The organism is Streptomyces sp. NPDC048671 (genome assembly GCF_055587045.1).
This window is the reverse complement of sequence record NZ_JBVJHB010000003.1, coordinates 315,535-332,529: the sequence shown is the minus strand read 5'-3', so window position 1 is coordinate 332,529 and position 16,995 is coordinate 315,535. Positions and strand designations below refer to the sequence as shown.

The 16,995-nt window shown below is 73.4% G+C and carries 12 protein-coding genes; 7 read left to right on the top strand and 5 right to left on the bottom strand.

Annotated features, from left to right (window positions below; genetic code table 11):
- The first annotated feature begins 63 nt into the window (after window positions 1-63).
- Window positions 64-1,194 (top strand): aminopeptidase P family protein, encoded by a 1,131-nt coding sequence (locus tag ACZ6S6_RS08410; RefSeq protein WP_362954813.1) that lies wholly within the window; start codon window positions 64-66, stop codon window positions 1,192-1,194.
- A 4-nt stretch (window positions 1,195-1,198) separates the two neighbouring features.
- Here the strand turns inward: ACZ6S6_RS08410 and treZ are convergent, their stop codons facing one another.
- Complete coding sequence (gene treZ / locus ACZ6S6_RS08405; RefSeq protein WP_469704414.1) at window positions 1,199-2,959, bottom strand: malto-oligosyltrehalose trehalohydrolase; 1,761 nt, start codon at window positions 2,957-2,959, stop codon at window positions 1,199-1,201.
- Window positions 2,960-3,127: 168 nt separating this feature from the next.
- On the opposite strand from treZ, the gene ACZ6S6_RS08400 reads away from it, so the two are divergent.
- On the top strand, window positions 3,128-4,504 hold the full coding sequence (locus ACZ6S6_RS08400; RefSeq protein WP_469704413.1) for a GH1 family beta-glucosidase: 1,377 nt from the start codon (window positions 3,128-3,130) through the stop codon (window positions 4,502-4,504).
- 48 nt (window positions 4,505-4,552) lie between these two features.
- Here the strand turns inward: ACZ6S6_RS08400 and ACZ6S6_RS08395 are convergent, their stop codons facing one another.
- Window positions 4,553-5,506 carry a GNAT family N-acetyltransferase gene (locus ACZ6S6_RS08395; RefSeq protein ID WP_362954807.1) on the bottom strand — a complete coding sequence of 318 codons (954 nt, stop codon included), beginning with the start codon at window positions 5,504-5,506 and terminating at the stop codon, window positions 4,553-4,555.
- Window positions 5,507-5,704: 198 nt separating this feature from the next.
- Between ACZ6S6_RS08395 and ACZ6S6_RS08390 the strand changes: the two genes are divergently transcribed.
- A complete protein-coding gene (locus ACZ6S6_RS08390) occupies window positions 5,705-6,271 on the top strand; it encodes an FHA domain-containing protein (RefSeq protein ID WP_469704412.1) in 567 nt (188 codons plus the stop codon).
- A 30-nt stretch (window positions 6,272-6,301) separates the two neighbouring features.
- Here ACZ6S6_RS08390 and lpdA read toward each other — a convergent pair whose 3' ends face one another.
- Window positions 6,302-7,723, bottom strand: a complete 1,422-nt coding sequence (gene lpdA, locus ACZ6S6_RS08385; RefSeq protein ID WP_469704411.1) for a dihydrolipoyl dehydrogenase — start codon at window positions 7,721-7,723, stop codon at window positions 6,302-6,304.
- Window positions 7,724-7,820: 97 nt separating this feature from the next.
- On the opposite strand from lpdA, the gene ACZ6S6_RS08380 reads away from it, so the two are divergent.
- Both ACZ6S6_RS08380 and ACZ6S6_RS08375 read left to right on the top strand, forming a co-directional pair.
- Window positions 7,821-8,765 carry a LysR family transcriptional regulator gene (locus ACZ6S6_RS08380; protein ID WP_469704410.1) on the top strand — a complete coding sequence of 315 codons (945 nt, stop codon included), beginning with the start codon at window positions 7,821-7,823 and terminating at the stop codon, window positions 8,763-8,765.
- 109 nt (window positions 8,766-8,874) lie between these two features.
- Window positions 8,875-9,906, top strand: a complete 1,032-nt coding sequence (locus tag ACZ6S6_RS08375) for a cytochrome P450 (RefSeq protein ID WP_469704409.1) — start codon at window positions 8,875-8,877, stop codon at window positions 9,904-9,906.
- Here ACZ6S6_RS08375 and treY read toward each other — a convergent pair.
- Both treY and glgX read right to left on the bottom strand, forming a co-directional pair.
- Window positions 9,866-12,262 (bottom strand): malto-oligosyltrehalose synthase, encoded by a 2,397-nt coding sequence (gene treY, locus ACZ6S6_RS08370; protein ID WP_469704408.1) that lies wholly within the window; start codon window positions 12,260-12,262, stop codon window positions 9,866-9,868. The two genes, ACZ6S6_RS08375 and treY, sit on opposite strands and share 41 nt — an antisense overlap.
- A 90-nt stretch (window positions 12,263-12,352) precedes the next feature.
- Complete coding sequence (gene glgX / locus ACZ6S6_RS08365; protein ID WP_362954797.1) at window positions 12,353-14,518, bottom strand: glycogen debranching protein GlgX; 2,166 nt, start codon at window positions 14,516-14,518, stop codon at window positions 12,353-12,355.
- A 356-nt stretch (window positions 14,519-14,874) separates the two neighbouring features.
- Between glgX and ACZ6S6_RS08360 the strand changes: the two genes are divergently transcribed.
- Together ACZ6S6_RS08360 and ACZ6S6_RS08355 are read left to right on the top strand one after the other, a co-directional pair.
- Window positions 14,875-16,107 (top strand): SAV2148 family HEPN domain-containing protein, encoded by a 1,233-nt coding sequence (locus ACZ6S6_RS08360; protein ID WP_469704407.1) that lies wholly within the window; start codon window positions 14,875-14,877, stop codon window positions 16,105-16,107.
- Window positions 16,108-16,190: 83 nt separating this feature from the next.
- Window positions 16,191-16,919 (top strand): 3'-5' exonuclease, encoded by a 729-nt coding sequence (locus tag ACZ6S6_RS08355; protein WP_362954793.1) that lies wholly within the window; start codon window positions 16,191-16,193, stop codon window positions 16,917-16,919.
- Window positions 16,920-16,995 lie beyond the last annotated feature (76 nt).

Sequence of the window (16,995 nt, the reverse complement as noted above, 5' to 3'; positions counted from 1 at the left end):
CGCGTCCGGCGGCCCGTACCGGCAGGATGCAGGGAGCCGTTCCGTGCCGCCAGGAGGTCCCGCATGCCCAGCCCGAACCAGCCCGTGCCGTTCACCGCCGACGACTACCGGGCCCGGATGACGCGTGCCGCCGAGAGCGCCGCCGCCGCCGGACTCGCGGGAGTGCTGGTCGCGCCCGGACCCGATCTGGTCTATCTGACGGGGTACCGGCCCATCGCGGTCACCGAGCGGCTCACCCTTCTCGTCCTCGTCGCCGGGCAGGACCCCGTCCTGGTCGTACCGACGCTGGAGGCGCCGGACGCCGAGCACGCCGTCGGCGCGCCCGCCCTGACCCTGCGGGACTGGACGGACGGCAAGGACCCGTACGCCGTCACCGCGCCGCTGCTCGACGCGAAGGGGCGGTTCGGGATCAGCGACAACGCCTGGGCGATGCATCTGCTCGGCCTCCAGCAGCACCTGCCCGGCACCTCGTACGCCTCCCTCACCGAGGCGCTGCCGATGCTGCGCGCCGTGAAGGACGCCGCCGAGCTGGAGCGGATCTCCGCGGCGGGCGCCGCCGCCGACGCCACGTACGAGGAGATCCTCAAGGTCCGCTTCGCCGGCCGCGCGGAGACCGAGGTAGCCGCCGATCTGGCCCGGCTGCTCACCGAGTACGGGCACTCCCAGGTCGACTTCACCGTGGTCGGCTCCGGGCCGAACGGCGCCAACCCGCACCACGAGGCGGGCGGCCGCACCATCGAGCGGGGCGACATGGTCGTGCTCGACTTCGGCGGCCTCAAGCACGGCTACGGCTCCGACACCTCCCGTACGGTCCACGTCGGCGAACCCACCGCCGAGGAGCAGCGGGTCCACGACATCGTGCGCGAGGCGCAGGAGGCCGGCTGCGACGCGGTCCGGCCCGGTGCAGCCTGCCAGGACATCGACCGGGCCGCCCGCGCCGTCATCACCGAGTTCGGCTACGGCGACCGGTTCATCCACCGCACGGGCCACGGCATCGGCGTCACCACCCACGAGCCCCCGTACATGATCGAGGGCGAGGAGCAGCCGCTCGTCCCCGGCATGTGCTTCTCCGTGGAGCCCGGCGTCTATCTGCCGGGCCGGTTCGGTGTGCGGATCGAGGACATCGTGACCGTCACCGAGGACGGCGGCCGGCGCCTCAACGCCACCGCGCGCGAACTGGCGATCGTCGAGTAGCGCCTCAGTCGTCGGCCAGCACCACGCACGACTGAGGCGGAAGGTGCAGCGCCCCGTCCGCGCCGGGCGCCTCGACCGGCAGCCAGGCGGCCAGCACCCGGCCCCCGCCGCTGCGGTGCCGGCCGCCCCCGAGCGGGATCGTGGCGGGCTTCTCGTCCAGGTTCACCGCGATCCGCAGATCGCCCCTGCGGAAGGCGAGCCAGCGGGCCCCGTCGTCGTACGCCGGTTTCACCGTCGCCAGATCCGGGTCGCAGAGGTCGGGCATGGCGCGCCGCAGCGTGATCAGCTCGCGGTACCAGGCGTGCAGCCGGGCGTGCGGCTCCCGCTCGGGTTCGCTCCAGTCCAGGCAGGAGCGGTCCCGGGTGGCCGGGTCCTGCGGGTCCGGGATGTCCTCCTCGGACCAGCCGTGCGCGCCGAACTCCCGCCGTCTGCCGTTACGTACGGCCTCGGCCAGCTCCGGATCGGTGTGGTCGGTGAAGAACTGCCAGGGCGTACGGGCGCCCCACTCCTCGCCCATGAACAGCATCGGCGTGAACGGCCCGGTCAGCACGAGCGCCGCCGCGCAGGCCAGCAGACCGGGGGAGAGGGAGGCGGCGAGCCGGTCGCCGAGCGCCCGGTTGCCGATCTGGTCATGGGTCTGGGCGTAGCCGACGAAGCGGTGGGCGGCGCTGCGGGTGACGTCGACGGGGCGGCCGTGCGTACGGCCCCGGAAGCCGGAGTACGTACCGTCGTGGAAGAAGGCATGCGTCACCGTCTTGGCGAGCGCGGCCAGCGGGGCGACGGCGAAGTCCGCGTAGTAGCCCTGGGACTCGCCGGTGAGCGCGGTGTGCAGACAGTGGTGGAAGTCGTCGTTCCACTGCGCGTGCAGACCGGTGCCGCCCGACTCGCGGGGCGTCGTCGTACGGGGGTCGCAGAGGTCGGACTCCGCGATCAGCGAGAGCGGGCGGCCCAGTTCGGCGCGGAGCGCGTCGGTCGCCGCCGACAGTTCCTCCAGGAACGTCAGCGCCCGGGTGTCGGCCAGCGCGTGGACCGCGTCGAGCCGCAGGCCGTCCAGGCGGTAGTCGCGCAGCCAGGCCAGCGCGCTGCCCAGCAGGAACGCCCGAACCTCGTCGGAGCCGGGGGCGTCCAGATTGACCGCCGCGCCCCACGGCGTGTGGTGGGTCTCGGTGAAGTACGGGCCGAAGGCGGGGAGGTGGTTTCCGGAGGGGCCCAGGTGATTGTGGACCACGTCCAGGACGACGGCGAGACCGAGCCCGTGCGCCGTGTCGACAAAGCGCTTCAGCCCCTCAGGGCCGCCGTAGGGCTCGTGCACCGCCCACAGCGACACCCCCTCGTACCCCCAGCCGTGGACACCGGGGAAGGGGCAGACCGGCATCAGCGAGACATGGGTGATGCCCAGTTCGGCCAGATGCCCGAGCCGCGCCGCCGCCGCGTCGAAGGTGCCCTCGGCGGTGTACGTGCCGATGTGCAGCTCGTACAGGACAGCGCCTGGCAGCCCGCGCCCCGCCCAGTCGCCGCGCCACTGGTACGCGGAGTGGTCGACGACCGCGCTCTCGCCGTCCGGCCCGTCCGGCTGGCGGCGCGAGCGGGGGTCGGGGAGCACCGGCCCGCCGTCGAGGACGAACCCGTAGCGGTCGCCGTCCGCGGCCGGTGCGTCGGCTGTCCACCAGCCCGCCCGTACGGGGTCGCGCTCCATGGACCGCGGCTCACCCGCCAGCCGCAGAGCGGCCGATCCCGCATCCGGTGCCCATACGTCGAACAGCATGCGCGTCTCCTCGTCTCCTCGTCCCGGCCCATGGTCGGCAGAAGCCGCGATCACCGACCGGCGACACTGGATCCAGCCCGCTACTGGCGATTAAGGTCTGGTTCTGATCACTGCCCTGCCGGCTTCTGCCATACGCATTCCCTCTTACTTACGGTTGTGGAGGCCGAGATGACTGTGCCGACGTTCCCACCCGGTTTCCTCTGGGGAGCCTCCGCCTCCGCGTTCCAGACCGAGGGGGCCGCCGACACCGACGGCAAGGGCCCCTCCGGCTGGGACGCCTTCGCCGCGCAGCCCGGACGGATCAAGGACGGCACCGACACCGGGCGCGGCACCGGCTTCCACCGGCACTACCGCGAGGACGTGGCCCTGCTGGCCGGCCTCGGCGCCGACGCCTTCCGGTTCTCGGTGAGCTGGCCGCGCGTCGTCCCCGGCGGCAGCGGGCCGGTCAACCCCCAGGGGCTCGACTTCTACGACCGCCTCGTCGACGAACTCTGCGCCCGCGGGATCACCCCCGCCCCGACCCTCTACCACTGGGACACCCCGCTCCCCCTGGACGAGGCCGGTGGCTGGCTCAACCGGGACACCGCCTACCGCTTCGCCGAGTACGCGGGCATCGTCGCCGAGCGCCTCGCCGACCGCGTACCCATGTGGATCACCATCAACGAACCCGCCGAAGTGACCATGCTCGGCTACGCACTCGGTCAGCACGCCCCCGGCCGCGCCCTCCTCTTCGACGCGCTGCCCGCCGCCCACCACCAGCTCCTCGGCCACGGCCTGGCCGTACGCGCACTGCGCGCGGCGGGGGCCGGCAACATCGGCATCGCCGTATCGCACTCCCCGGTCTGGACCGCGGGGGAGTCCGAGGAGGACCGCTTCGCCGCCGGCCTGTACGACACGCTGACCAACCGGCTGTTCTCCGACCCGCTCCTCAGCGGCCGCTACCCCGACGAGAACTTCGCCGCGCTGATGCCCGGCCCGGTCGAGGACGACCTGCGGACCATCTCCACCCCGCTCGACTGGTACGGGGTCAACTACTACAACCCCACACTCGTCGGCGCGCCCAGGGCCGAGGCCCTCGACACCTTCGCCGGCTTCGACATGCCCGACGAACTGCCCTTCGGGATACGGGAGATCGAGGGATACGAGACGACCGACTTCGGCTGGCCCGTCGTCCCCGACGGACTGCGCGAGACCCTCGTCCAGCTGAGCACCCGCTACGGCGACCGGCTCCCGCCGCTCTACATCACCGAGAACGGCTGCGCCATCGACGAACCCGCCAGGGACAGCCGCCGGATCGCCTTCCTCGACGCCCATCTGAGGTCCCTGCGGTCGGCCATCGACGCGGGCGTCGACGTACGCGGCTACTTCACCTGGTCGCTCACCGACAACATCGAGTGGACCGAGGGGGTCAGCAAGCGGTTCGGCCTGGTCCACATCGACTACGAGACCCTGCGCCGCACGCCCAAGGACTCGTACGCCTGGTACCGCGACATGATCAGCGAACAGAAGCGGCAGGACGCCGGTCCGGACGGGAGCGCCGGCTAGACGCGGGCGGAGGCGAGGGCCCGGCGGCCCGCCTCGGCGGCGGCTCCGTCAGTCCCACACCATGTCGAACGCGCGCTCGAAGTTGACGTACCCCAGACGCTCGAAGGACTTCGCCATCGGCACGTTGCCCACGTCCGTCGCGGCCCGGATCCGCTCCACCCCGTCCTGCCCGGCGAGCACCCGGGTGCCCTCCGTGAGGAGGTCGTCGATGTAGCCGTGACCACGCCGCGCGGGCAGCACACCGATGTACGCGATGATCGGGTTGTAGCTGTTGCGGGCCGGGATCACGAAGCCGACCGGTTCACCGTCGGGGAGTTCCGCGATCCGCCACCACTCGCGCGCACTGGTGTAGCCGGCCAGCTCCTCGTCGTAATGCTTCTCCGCGGCCCGGCGCGCCGACAGCCCGGAGGCCAGGTCCTGTTGGCCGTGGGCGTCGAGGGTGCCCTCCATCACGGGCGCCATCAGCGCGAGGAGGTCCTCGCGCCCGGCCACCGGGCGGAAGCGCAGCCGGCCGCTGCCGGCGGGCACCGGGGTGCCCGCGCGCCACTCCAGGCGCAGCCGCTCGACGAGCATCCGGGCACCGGTGCGCTCCATGACCCGGATCCGGGCCTCGACGGCGTCACGGACCACCGGGTCCTCGCGCCAGTCCGGCGGCACGTACCGCCCGTACTCGGGACGCCGGCCGCCCGCGGGCACGACCGCCGCGCTCGCCGTCTCCAGCAGCCGCAGGCCCGCTTCGCCGCGCTCGGGCTCGGGCAGGGTGTCGTCGAGGTCGAAGAAGTCGAGAAGGAGCGGCGCCTTGCCGTCCGGGCTCCACCACGCGATCCGCGCCACCACCCGCTCGCCCCGCAGGGCCACCCACATCCACTCCGGGCGGCGGCGGCCGGAGCCGAGGTCGTCCGCCAGTTCGTGGTCCAGGACGTACGACAGCCGGCGGAAGAGACCGAGCTCCTCCGGTCCGGCGAGCGGACGGACGGTCAGTCCGAGTGGTGCGTCAGGCACAGAGTCTCCAGAGACTACGCGGGGCGCCCGGCGGTCGCCGGGGCGGCACGGCGGCAGACGGTAGCAACGTCTCGCCCCGGGCGCCCCTGGATATCCGGGTGAGAGGCGTGTGCGGGGACCTGGTCCCGCGCAGGTCAGGAGCGAGGAAGACGCGGCCGTTCTGGACACCTTGGGGCGGTCGGCCCGACAATTGACCCCGTGACGTCCTCCTTCGAGTTCCACACGTATCCCGCGCGGCTGTCCGACGCCCAGCGCGACCGTGTTCTCGGCGTGCTCAGAGAAGGCGCGGCGCAGGGAAAGCTCTCCCACGACACCTTCATGCGGCGCATGGAGGTGGCCCTGACCGCGAACCGCTCCGAGGAGCTGGAGGCGCTCACCGCCGATCTGGACAGCGGGGGCCGCTGGTCGCGGCAGCTGATGCGGGTCGTCGGCGGGGTCTCCGGCTTCCCCGAGCGGGTGCGCAGGGCCTGGTGGGCCGAGCGGCTGCCCAAGCTGCTGCTGCCGGCGCCGAGCCCGCACCCCCTGCTCATCGGCCGCGATCCGGGCAACGGGCTGCGCCTCAGCCACGAGACCGTGTCCCGGACGCACGCCGAACTCACCGTGCACGGGGGCCGGTGGCTGCTGCGCGACCTGGGCTCGACCAACGGCACCTGCGTCAACGGACAGCGCGTCACGGGGACGGTCTCCGTACGCGAGGGGGACCAGGTGAGCTTCGGCACGATGATGTTCCGGCTCTCCGCACCCGCGCTCAGGCCGCCCGCGTAGCCCGGCCGTCGCCGCTCGCCCGGCCCGCTCTCACGCCTGTTGGTGCAGTCCGCGGCCCGCCAGGGTGAGGAAGGCCTCGCCGACCGCCTCCGAGAGCGTCGGGTGGGGGTGCACGTGGTGGGCGACGTCGGACGGCTCCGCGTCCCAGCCGACGATCAGCTGGCTCTCGGCGATCATCTCCGAGACGTGCGGCCCGACGAGATGGACGCCCAGGACCCGGCCGCCCCGCTCCGCGACCACCTTCACCATGCCGCCCTGCCCGTGCACCATGCCCTTGGCGACCGCCGTCAGCGGCATCGTGTTGACCGCGACGTCGTGCCCGGCGTCACGGGCCTGTGCCTCGGAGAGCCCCACCGACGCGGTCTGCGGGGCGGAGTACGTCACCCGGGGCACCGCGGCGTAGTCCACCGGTGCCGGTCGCAGCCCGGCCAGCGTCTCGGCCACCAACAGGCCCTCGGCGAAGGAGGCGTGGGCCAGACCGAGGGACGGCGGCGGCAGCAGGTCGCCCACCACGTGGATGCCCGGCACGGCGGTCTCCAGCCGGGCCCAGTCCCGAGGGGCCACATGCCCGCGCTCGTCGGTGCTCAGCCCGGCGGCGGCGAGCCCCAGACCGTCCGTCACCGGGGCCCGGCCCACCGCGACGAGCAGCCGCTCCGCCTCCACCGTGCGGCTCTCGCCGCGCGGGGTGCGGACGGTGGCCCGCACTCCGTCGTCGAGCACGGTCGCCTCCAACAGCCGCGCACCCGTCCGCACATCGATCCCGCGCTTCTTCAGGCCACGGGTCAGGTGCCGGGACACATCGGCGTCCTCCAGCGGTACGAGCCGGTCGGCGGCCTCCACCAGGGTGACCCGGGCCCCCATCGACCGGTGCAACGAGGCGTACTCGACGCCGATCGCCCCGCCGCCCAGCACCAGCACCGACTCCGGCAGGCCGGGGGCGAACAGCGCGTCGTCGCTGGTCACCACCCGCCGCCCGTCGGCCACGAGAGCCGGCAGCATCCTCGGGCGCGACCCGGTGGCGAGCACGATGCCGCGCCGGGCGGCGACCTCCCCGTACCCGCCGATCCGCACGCTGCGCGGGCCCGTCAACTCCGCGCTTCCGTGCACCACTTCCACCGCCGCGTGGGCGAGGTGGCCGGCCACGCCGCGGTGGTTGCGGTCCACGATGTCGTCACGGGTCGCGACGAGCGCCGGCCAGTCCACCGACTCCAGGGTCGCCTTCACCCCCCACCGCTCACGGGCCTCCGCGATTCCGTCGATGAGCTCGGCCGCGTGCAGCATCGCCTTGCTGGGGACGCAGCCCCGGTGCAGACAGGTGCCGCCCACCTTGTCGCGCTCCACGAGAACCACGCGCATGCCGAGCGCCGCGGCCCGCAGCGCGGTCGAGTAGCCGCCCGTCCCCCCGCCGATCACCAGCACATCGGTCCCGGTCACCTTCTCCGTCTGTGTCATGACTCCCACCCTCCGCCCGGCCCTTGCCATGAGTCCAAGGCAATGTTTGTGTGGGGCCGATGCACAACGTTCATGGCTGAGGGCGGGGAGCGGCGCGATGAGTCTGCGTCAGATGGAGTACTTCCTCACGGTCGTCGAGGAGTCCTCCTTCACCCGGGCCGCCGAGCTGCTCCATGTCACCCAGCCGGCGCTGTCCCACCAGATCAAGGCCCTGGAGCGGGCCGTCGGCGGCGCCCTGCTCGAACGGCTGCCGCGCGGCGTGCGCCTGACCCCGATGGGCCGCGCCTTCCTGCCGCACGCCGAGCGGTCCGTGCGCAGCGCCGCCCAGGCCCGGCGCGCGGCGCGGGCCGCGGCCGGCGCGGAGGGCGGCGAACTCCACATCGCCACCGTGCACGCGATCGCCGTCGGCATCCTTCCCGAGGTCTTCGCCCGCTGGCGCGGCACGCACCCCGGCGTCGGCCTCGTGCTCCACGAGTACGCCACCACGGAGGCGCTGGAGGAACAGATCGAGCGCGGCACCGCCGACCTCGCCGTCGGCCCGCCGCCCGCTGACTGGCCCGGGCCGGTCGTCCCGATCGGCGAGGAGGAGATCGTCCTGGTCGTCCCGTTCGACGACCGCCTCGCCGGACGCTCCAGCGTCCGCCTCCAGGAGCTCGCCGACCGCGCCTGGGTGCGCTGCGCGATGGAGGCCGTCGTGCACGGCCGGCCGTTCCTGGACTGGGTCTGCGGCGAGGCCGGCTTCGTACCGCGTACGGCGGTGCGGACCGAGCACACCTCGACCGCGGTCCGGATGGCGGCCGCCGGGGTCGGTATCGCGACCGCCCCCGCGCATGTCGTACGGGGCGCGGTCGGCGAGGACTGCGCGGTGCTCGCCGTCGACCCGCCGTGGGCCCGCCCGCTCGCGGTGTTCTCCCGCGTCGAGCTGACCGGCGCCGCCGCCGCGTTCACCGAACTGCTGGACGCGTCCTGGCCGCCGGACCCGGGGACCGCCTCGTCGCCGGGCCGGGCGGCGAGCGCCGGCCTCCGCCGGGCCGGGCGGTGAGCGCCCCCGTCACCCGGACGGCCGCGTGCCGACTGCGGCGGGCCCGTCCCGGTGGTCCCCTGAGGGGGACCGCGCCGCACACCGGCGCACCGACCGCCCGGGGGTACGGATGCAGGCCGACGCCCCCGGAGACATACCCGCCCCGACGCCCTCGCCCGACCACCGCGCCGCGAAGCCGGCGCGGACGCGCCGGACGGACCGCCCCGCCGGCCCCAGCCTCCTCGCCCCCGGCGCGGCCCGCGACCCGTACCGGCTCTACCGGGTGCTGCGCGAGGAGTACCCGCTCAGCTACGACGCCCCGCTGGGAGCCTGGCTGATCAGCCGGTACGACGACGTGGTCACCGCACTCACCGGCCCGGGTTTCACCGGCTTCCCGCACGACGGGGCACCGCGCGGCGGCCCCGCACCGCTCGGCCTCTGCCACGGCAGCGCCCGCTGCCTGCCCCGTGACCGGTACACGGTGGTCACCGGCACCGCGCCGACGCACCTGGCCGAACGCGTCGAGCGGACCGCGTACGTGCTGGCCCGGCGCATCGCCGGGCGCCGGCAGGCCGATCTGGTCGAGGAGTTCTGCCACTGGCTGCCCGCCGGCACCGGGCCGTTCCGGTCCCCGTCGCGCAGCGGTGGCGGCGCGGCCGCCGACGAAGGGCCCTGCACCCGGCACACCGGCCTGCGCGAGACCGCACTCGCCTCGTTGCTGGCCAACCTGCTGGACGACCCCGACCTGCTGGCCGCCCTGCGCGTCGAACCGGCACTCGCCGGCCGGGCCTGGACGGAGTCGATGCGCCGCGACCCGCCCGTCCAGGTCGTGCTGCGGCGCACCCTCACCGAGGTCACCCTCAGCGGTGGCACCCTCCCGGCACGGGCCCCCGTCGCCTGCCTGATCGGCGCGGCGGGACGCGATCCGGAACGGTTCGCCGCACCGGACCTGTTCGACCCCTTCCGCCGCGACCAGGGCCGTACCACCACCACCGGCCCGGCGGGCTGCCCGGCCGTGGTGCTCGGACGGCTGGAGGCCGAACAGGGCCTGCGCGCCCTGCTGGAGGCCATGCCCCGGCTCCGCTGGGCGGACGGATTCAGGCCGGCCGCCACCGGCCTGCTCACCCGGGGCCCGCGGTCCCTGCTGGTACGGCCCGGCTGAGCAACGCAACGGGGCGCCCGGCGAACAGCTCGGCCACCGCGGCCGTGCCGCCGGAGAACTCCCGGCCCGGCGTCAGCAGATCCCGCCACACCCCGTCGTCCGGCAGCGTCAGCTCCGTCCCGCGCCAGCCGCCCGACTCCGCCAGCCGGAGCGACAGCCGGGTCACCGCGGTGACGACCTCGCCCGAGCGGCAGAACGCCAGACAGTGCCCGGCCGCCGGACCGGAGGCCGCCAGCGGGGCGTACGTCCCCGACTCCCCGAACACCTCGGGCCGCTCGCGCCGAAGCCGCAGCGCCGCCATGGTGAGCTCCTCCTTCTCCGAGGCCGGCGCGTCGGCGCGGGGCTTGTGGAACGGCCGCCGGTTGTCCGGGTCGACCAGCGCCAGATACTCGCGCTCGGTGCCCTGGTAGAGATCCGGCACCCCCGGCATCGTCAGCTGCACCAGCGCCGCGCCGAGCGCATTGGCCCGCACCTGCGGGGCGAGCGTGCCCGCGAACCGGTCCAGCAGCGCGCGCACCGGACCGGTGCCCGCGGCCGGACCGGCGGCGACGAAGTCGGACATCGCCCGCTCGTACCCCGGATCGGGTTCGGTCCAGCTGGTGAAGAGACCCGACTCGCGCACTGCCTTCAGCAGCGCGGGCTCCAGCCGCGCCGCCTGCTCCGCGGCCGGGAACCCCACACAGCCGAACGCGGTCTGCCACGCCTGCCAGGCCAGCTGCGGATCGGGGGCCGCCGCCGGGGCCGTCCGGGCCAGTTCCGCCACCAGCCGCGCCCACGGCCCCGGACACTCCGAGAGCACCGCGACGGTGGCCCGGACGTCGGCGCTGCGCTTGGTGTCGTGCGTGGTCAGCGCCGTGCCGGTGGCGGGCCAGTCCCGCGCCAGCCGGGTGCAGAAGGCGTGGAAGTCCTCCGGAGCCACCGCCGGCTGCCCCGGATCACCGCCCACCTCGTTGGCCGAGACCAGCGGCACGTACCGGTAGTACGCGGTGTCCTCGACGGACTTGGCCCGCAGCGCGGACGCCGTCTGCGCGAACCGGTCGCAGAACGCCGCCCGGTCGCCCCCCGGGCCGAGCCGCCCCAGCGCCAGCTTCCGCACCACATCGACGGCCGACGCCTCCTCCCGCACGGCGAACACCGCCTTGGCGTCGCTCACCGCCGTCGCGTCGAGCGCCGCCGCGGCCGACTCCGTGCAGGGTCCGCCGGCCGTCACGTACGGCCGGTAGACCGGCACCCGGACCAGCAGTTCACGCACCGCGGTGTGCAGCGCCCACGGCGCGTGGTCGCGCAGCGCGGGGTCCTCGGCGCAGACGCGCGACGCCAGCCGGGTCAGCAGGGCGGTCTCGGCGGCCAGCTCATGGGTGACGACGCGGTACGCGGCCCGGCGCACGGTCGCCTTCCAGTAGCCTCCCCGGTCGCCGGCCGGGGAGGCGGACTCCCGGTAGTGGCCGAGCAGTTCCGCGGCGCCCTGCGGGTCGACGAAGAGACCGTCGATCCGGTGCAGCGCGTCGTACCCGGTCGTCCCGGCCACCGCCCAGCCGGCCGGCAGTGGCTCGGGGCCGGTGAGGATCTTCTCCACCACGGTCCACACACCGCCGCTCGCCCCGGAGAGCCGCTCCAGATAGGCGGCCGGGTCGGCGAGTCCGTCCGGGTGGTCGATCCGCAGGCCCTCGACGGTCCCGTCCCGGACCAGTTCGAGGATCTTGGCGTGGGTGGCGGCGAAGACCTCCGGGTCCTCCACCCGCACCCCGATCAGCTCCGGGATCGTGAAGAACCGCCGGTAGTTCAGCTCGGTCCGGGCCAGCCGCCACCAGCCGAGCCGGTAGTGCTGGGCGTCCAGCAGCTCGGGCAGGTCGAGACCCGCGGTGCCGGCCCGGAGCGGGAACTCCTGCTCGCCGTAGCGCAGCACCTCCCCGTCGACCCGGAGCGCGCCGATCTCCTCGCCGAGCCGGCCGCCGAGCACGGGCAGCAGGATCCGCCCGTCGCCCGCCGCCCAGTCGATGTCGAACCACTTGGCGTACGGGGAGCCGGGCCCCTCGCGCAGGACCTCCCGCAGCGCGTGATTGTGCCGGGGGTCGGCCGCCATGTGGTTGGGCACGATGTCCAGGACCAGCCCGAGCCCGTGCTCCCGGGCGGTGCGGGCGAGCCGCCGCAGCCCTTCCTCGCCGCCCAGCTCGGCTCGTACCCGGCCGTGGTCGACGACGTCGTAGCCGTGCCGGGAGCCGGGCGCGGCTTCGAGGACCGGGGACAGATGCAGATGGGAGACGCCGAGCGTGGCGAGGTACGGCACGGCGTCCTCGGCGGCCGAGAACGGGAAGTCCGGCTGGAGCTGGAGCCGGTACGTGGCGGAAGGCGTCATGGGGACGTTCGTACCCAGATCCGGGCCCTCTGTGTCACCCCGTCGCGCACAAGGGCCCGACCGGCGGCCCCGTGCACGGCGGTCCTTCCCCTACGCGGGCCGCTGGAGCACCGTCATGCTCCGCCCCACCAGCGTCACCCGATCGCCCGCCGCCACCTTCGGCCCCGCACCGGTCAGCACGCCGGCCGGGCGCGCCGTGTCGACGACCACATGCCACTGCCGCCCGTGATGGACCGGCACGGCGAACTCCAGCGTCTCGGCGCTCGCGTTGAACATCAGCAGGAAGGAGTCGTCGGAGATCCGCTCGCCCCGCGGTCCGGGCTCGGAGATGGCGTGCCCGTTCAGAAAGACCGTCAGGGCCTTGGCGTGCGCCGCCTGCCAGTCCCGCTGGGTCATCTCCTCGCCCTTCGGCGTGAACCAGGCGATGTCCGAGAGCTCGTCGTGCGTGCCCTCCACCGGCCGCCCGTGGAAGAACCGGCGGCGCCGGAAGACCGGATGGTCCCGGCGCAGCCACACCATGGCCCGGGTGAACTCCAGCAGGCTGCTGCCGAGCCCGTCGACGCCCCGCGGCCCCGCGTCCTCGCCGTCGTCGCCCGCCGCCCCGGCCGGGTCGGGCCAGTGCACCCAGGACAGCTCGCTGTCCTGGCAGTACCCGTTGTTGTTGCCCAGCTGGGTGCGGCCGAACTCGTCGCCGTGACTGAGCATCGGCACCCCCTGCGACAGCATGAGGGTGGCGATGAAGTTCCGCATCTGGCGCTCGCGCAGCTCCAGCACCTCGGGCCGGTCCGTGTCGCCCTCCACGCCGCAGTTCCAGGACCGGTTGTGGCTCTCGCCGTCCCGGTTGCCCTCGCCGTTGGCGTCGTTGTGCTTGTCGTTGTACGAGACCAGGTCGTGCAGGGTGAATCCGTCGTGGCAGGTGGCGAAGTTGATCGAGGCGAGCGGCCGCCGGCCGTCGTCCTGGTACAGGTCGGACGAGCCGGTCAGCCGCCCGGCGAACTCGGCCAGGGTCCGGGGCTCACCGCGCCACAGGTCCCGGACCGTGTCCCGGTACTTCCCGTTCCACTCGGTCCACAGCGGCGGGAAGTTCCCGACCTGGTAGCCGCCCTCGCCCACGTCCCACGGCTCCGCGATCAGCTTCACCTGGCTGACCACCGGATCCTGCTGCACCAGGTCGAAGAACGACGACAGCCGGTCCACCTCGTGGAACTGACGGGCCAGGGTGGCCGCCAGATCGAAGCGGAACCCGTCCACATGCATCTCGGTCACCCAGTACCGCAGCGAGTCCATGATCAGCTGGAGCACGTGCGGGGAGCGCATCAGCAGGGAGTTCCCGGTCCCCGTGGTGTCCATGTAGTAGCGCTGGTCCTCGGCGAGCCGGTAGTACGAGGCGTTGTCCAGGCCCCGGAAGGAGAGCGTCGGACCCAGGTGGTTGCCCTCGGCCGTGTGGTTGTAGACCACGTCGAGGATCACCTCGATGCCGGCCTGGTGCAGCGCCCGTACGGCCTGCTTGAACTCGAGCACCTGCTCGCCCCGGTCGCCCCAGGAGGCGTAGGCGTTGTGCGGGGCGAAGAAGCCGATGGTGTTGTAGCCCCAGTAGTTGGCGAGCCCCGCGTCCGCCAGCCGGTGGTCCTGGACGAACTGGTGCACCGGCATCAGTTCGATCGCCGTCACCCCGAGCTCCGTCAGATGCGCGATGACCTCCGGATGGGCCAGTCCCGCGTAGGTGCCGCGCAGCTCCTTCGGCAGCCCCGGGTGAAGCATCGTCAGGCCCTTCACATGGGCCTCGTAGATCACCGTGCGGTGGTAGTCCGTACGGGGCCGCCGGTCGTCGCCCCAGTCGAAGTACGGATTGACCACGACGGACGTCATGGTGTGCGGGGCCGAGTCGAGGTCGTTGCGCGTGTCGGGCCGGCCGAACGGATAGCCGTACACCGCCTCGCCCCACTGGATCTGTCCGGCGACCGCCCGTGCGTACGGGTCGAGGAGCAGCTTCGCGGAGTTGCAGCGGGCGCCGCGCTGCGGCTCGTACGGTCCGTGGACCCTGAATCCGTACCGCTGACCGGGCATCACCCCGGGCAGATAGGCGTGGCGGACGAAGGCGTCGGTCTCCCGCAGCTCCACCGCCGTCTCGGAGCCGTCGTCGTGCAGCAGGCACAACTCGATTCGGTGGGCGGCCTCCGAGAAGACCGCGAAGTTGGTCCCGGCGCCGTCGTACGTGGCACCCAGGGGGTACGCCTGTCCCGGCCAGACCTGCATAGATTCGACTCTTCCACTCTGATGCGGTTGCCTGGGGAATGCGGGCTCCCTGGGGCAGATCTTCCCCGAAAGAGCGCCCCTTACCTAAGACGTCGCCCGGTCCGGTCAACATCGGGCCCCTCCATGTCGCCCGGAACCGGAATCCGGCGGGCCCATCCGGCCGGCTGCCCGGTATGCGGCTTGCGATGGGGTGTTTAATCACTATGAATCAGCTCACTACGGCAGATCTTGTCTCAGGGAACATGCATGTCCCGTAGGGGAGTTGAGAAAGGAGCCTGCGCATCCGGCTGCACCGGCTCCCGCTCCCGGAGTACCCTTCCTTGATCGTTGGTGGGGGAGTGGAAGGCGGTGTGCGGGTGAGCTCGGGAGGTTTCGAGCTGCCCCCAGGTGACGCTGGTCACGAGGGGGATGCCACCGATGTGCCGCCCGGCGCGGTCTCGCTCGCCCGGCCCATGGAGATCGGTGCGGAGCTGGACTGGGGAGCGGACGCCTGGAGCGAGGTGCGCACACGTGCCCAGCGGGCCGGGCGCGCCTACATCTGGCTGAATCTCGTGGAGCAGCGGCTGCGCGCCGTGGTCGCCACGGTGCTCCGGCCCATCTACGAACCGGTCCACGGCGAGGACTGGGTGGTGGCCGCGGCGGGGCCCGCCGGGCAGGAGTGGGTGCAGCGCGCCGTCGCCGTGCGCGAGGTCTCCCGCCGCAAGGGCTATCTGCTCGACCCGGCCGACGACAACGTCCTGAGCTTCCTCACGCTGCCTCAGCTGCGTGAGCTGATGGTCCAGCACTGGCCCTGTTTCGAGCCCTACTTCGACGACCGCCGCGATGTGGAGCTGGCCCTCGACGAGCTGGAGGTCGCCCGCAACGTGGTCTCCCGCAACCGCGCGCTCAACGAGGCGGTGCTCGCCCAGGCCGAGCGCGCCTCCGCGCGGCTGCTGGAGATCCTCGGCAGCGGCGCCGCGGTCCCGTCCGCCGACCGGCTCCCCGTCGACGCCGTCGAGGAGCTGGTGGGCGACCGGTACGCGGACGTGGTCTCCGTCCACTCCGACCGGGTGCGGCTCCAGCGCCAGCTGCCCGCCGAGGACCTCTTCGGGGGAGCGCGCCGGCTGGACGCGATCGGCATAGGGCTCAATCTGCTGGTGCAGAACTTCTCCGGCCGCCGGCTGATCCGGCTCGCCGAGTCGGGCTGCCGGGTCCGGCTGCTCTTCATCAACCCGGCCAGCAGCGCGGTCAAGCGCCGGGAGCGGGAGCTCGGCCTCAAGAAGGGCGAGCTGAGCCGGACGGTGGAGATGAACATCCTCCACATGCGCCGGGTCCGCTCCAAGCTCCGCGACCCGGACGCCTTCGAGATCCACGTCTTCGACGAGACCCCGCGCTTCACCGCCTACCTGGTGGACGGCGACGGGTCCGACGCGGTGGGGGTCGTCCAGACCTATCTGCGCCGGGCCCGCGGCATGGAGGCGCCCGTGCTGGTGCTCCGGGGCGGCGGGCGGGCGGTGGTCCGGGCCGGGCAGGACAGCGAGCACGGACTGTTCGAGACGTACCGCGAGGAGTTCGAGTCGGTGTGGACCGACTCCCGGCCGGTCTCCTGAGGGGCCGTCCTCCAAAGGGCGCTGTCAGTGGCCCGTGCGAAGGTGGTCGTCACCTGGGGGAAGCACCACGAAGGAGGTACGGGATGAGCTGGCACCGGCATGCGCTGGTCGGCTTCGACCTGGAGACGACGGGTACGGAACCGCTGGAGGCCCGGATCGTGACGGCCGCGGTCGTCGGTGTCCGCGACAGGGACGGGGAGCCGGTGCGGCAGCGCACCTGGCTGGCGGATCCGGGCATCCGGATCCCGGCACAGGCCTCCGCGATCCACGGCATCAGCAGCGAGCGGGCGGCGGCGGAGGGCCGGCCGGTGCGCGAGGTGGCCGACGAGATCGCCGAAACCCTGACGGGCTACTGGCAACAGGGCGTGCCGGTCGTCGCGTACAACGCAGCCTTCGACCTGACGCTGCTGACGGCGGAGTTGCGCCGCCACGGGCTGCCGTCGCTGAGCGAGCGCCTCGGCGGCGCGGGGATCGGTCCGGTCGTCGACCCGTACACGATCGACCGGGCGGTGGACCGTTACCGCAAGGGCAAGCGGAATCTGGAGGCGGTCTGCGTCGAGTACGGCGTGGTCCACGGCGGGGCGCACGACGCGGGGGCGGACGCGCTGGCCGCCGTGCGGGTGGCGTACGCGATAGCCGCGCGGCACGGCTCGGTGGCCGAGCTGTCGGCGGCGGAGCTCCACGAGCGCCAGATCAGCTGGTACGCGGAGTGGGCCGCCGACTTCCAGAAGTTCCTGCGCCGCAAGGGCGAGGCGGACGCGGTCATCGACGGCCGGTGGCCGGTCCGGGAGCCGGTGCCGGTCTCGGGCTGAGGGGCGCTGCCCGGCCTTCGGCCGTGCCGTGTCCTCGATCGCCGGACGGGCTTGGACGAATCAGGCCCGTCCGGCG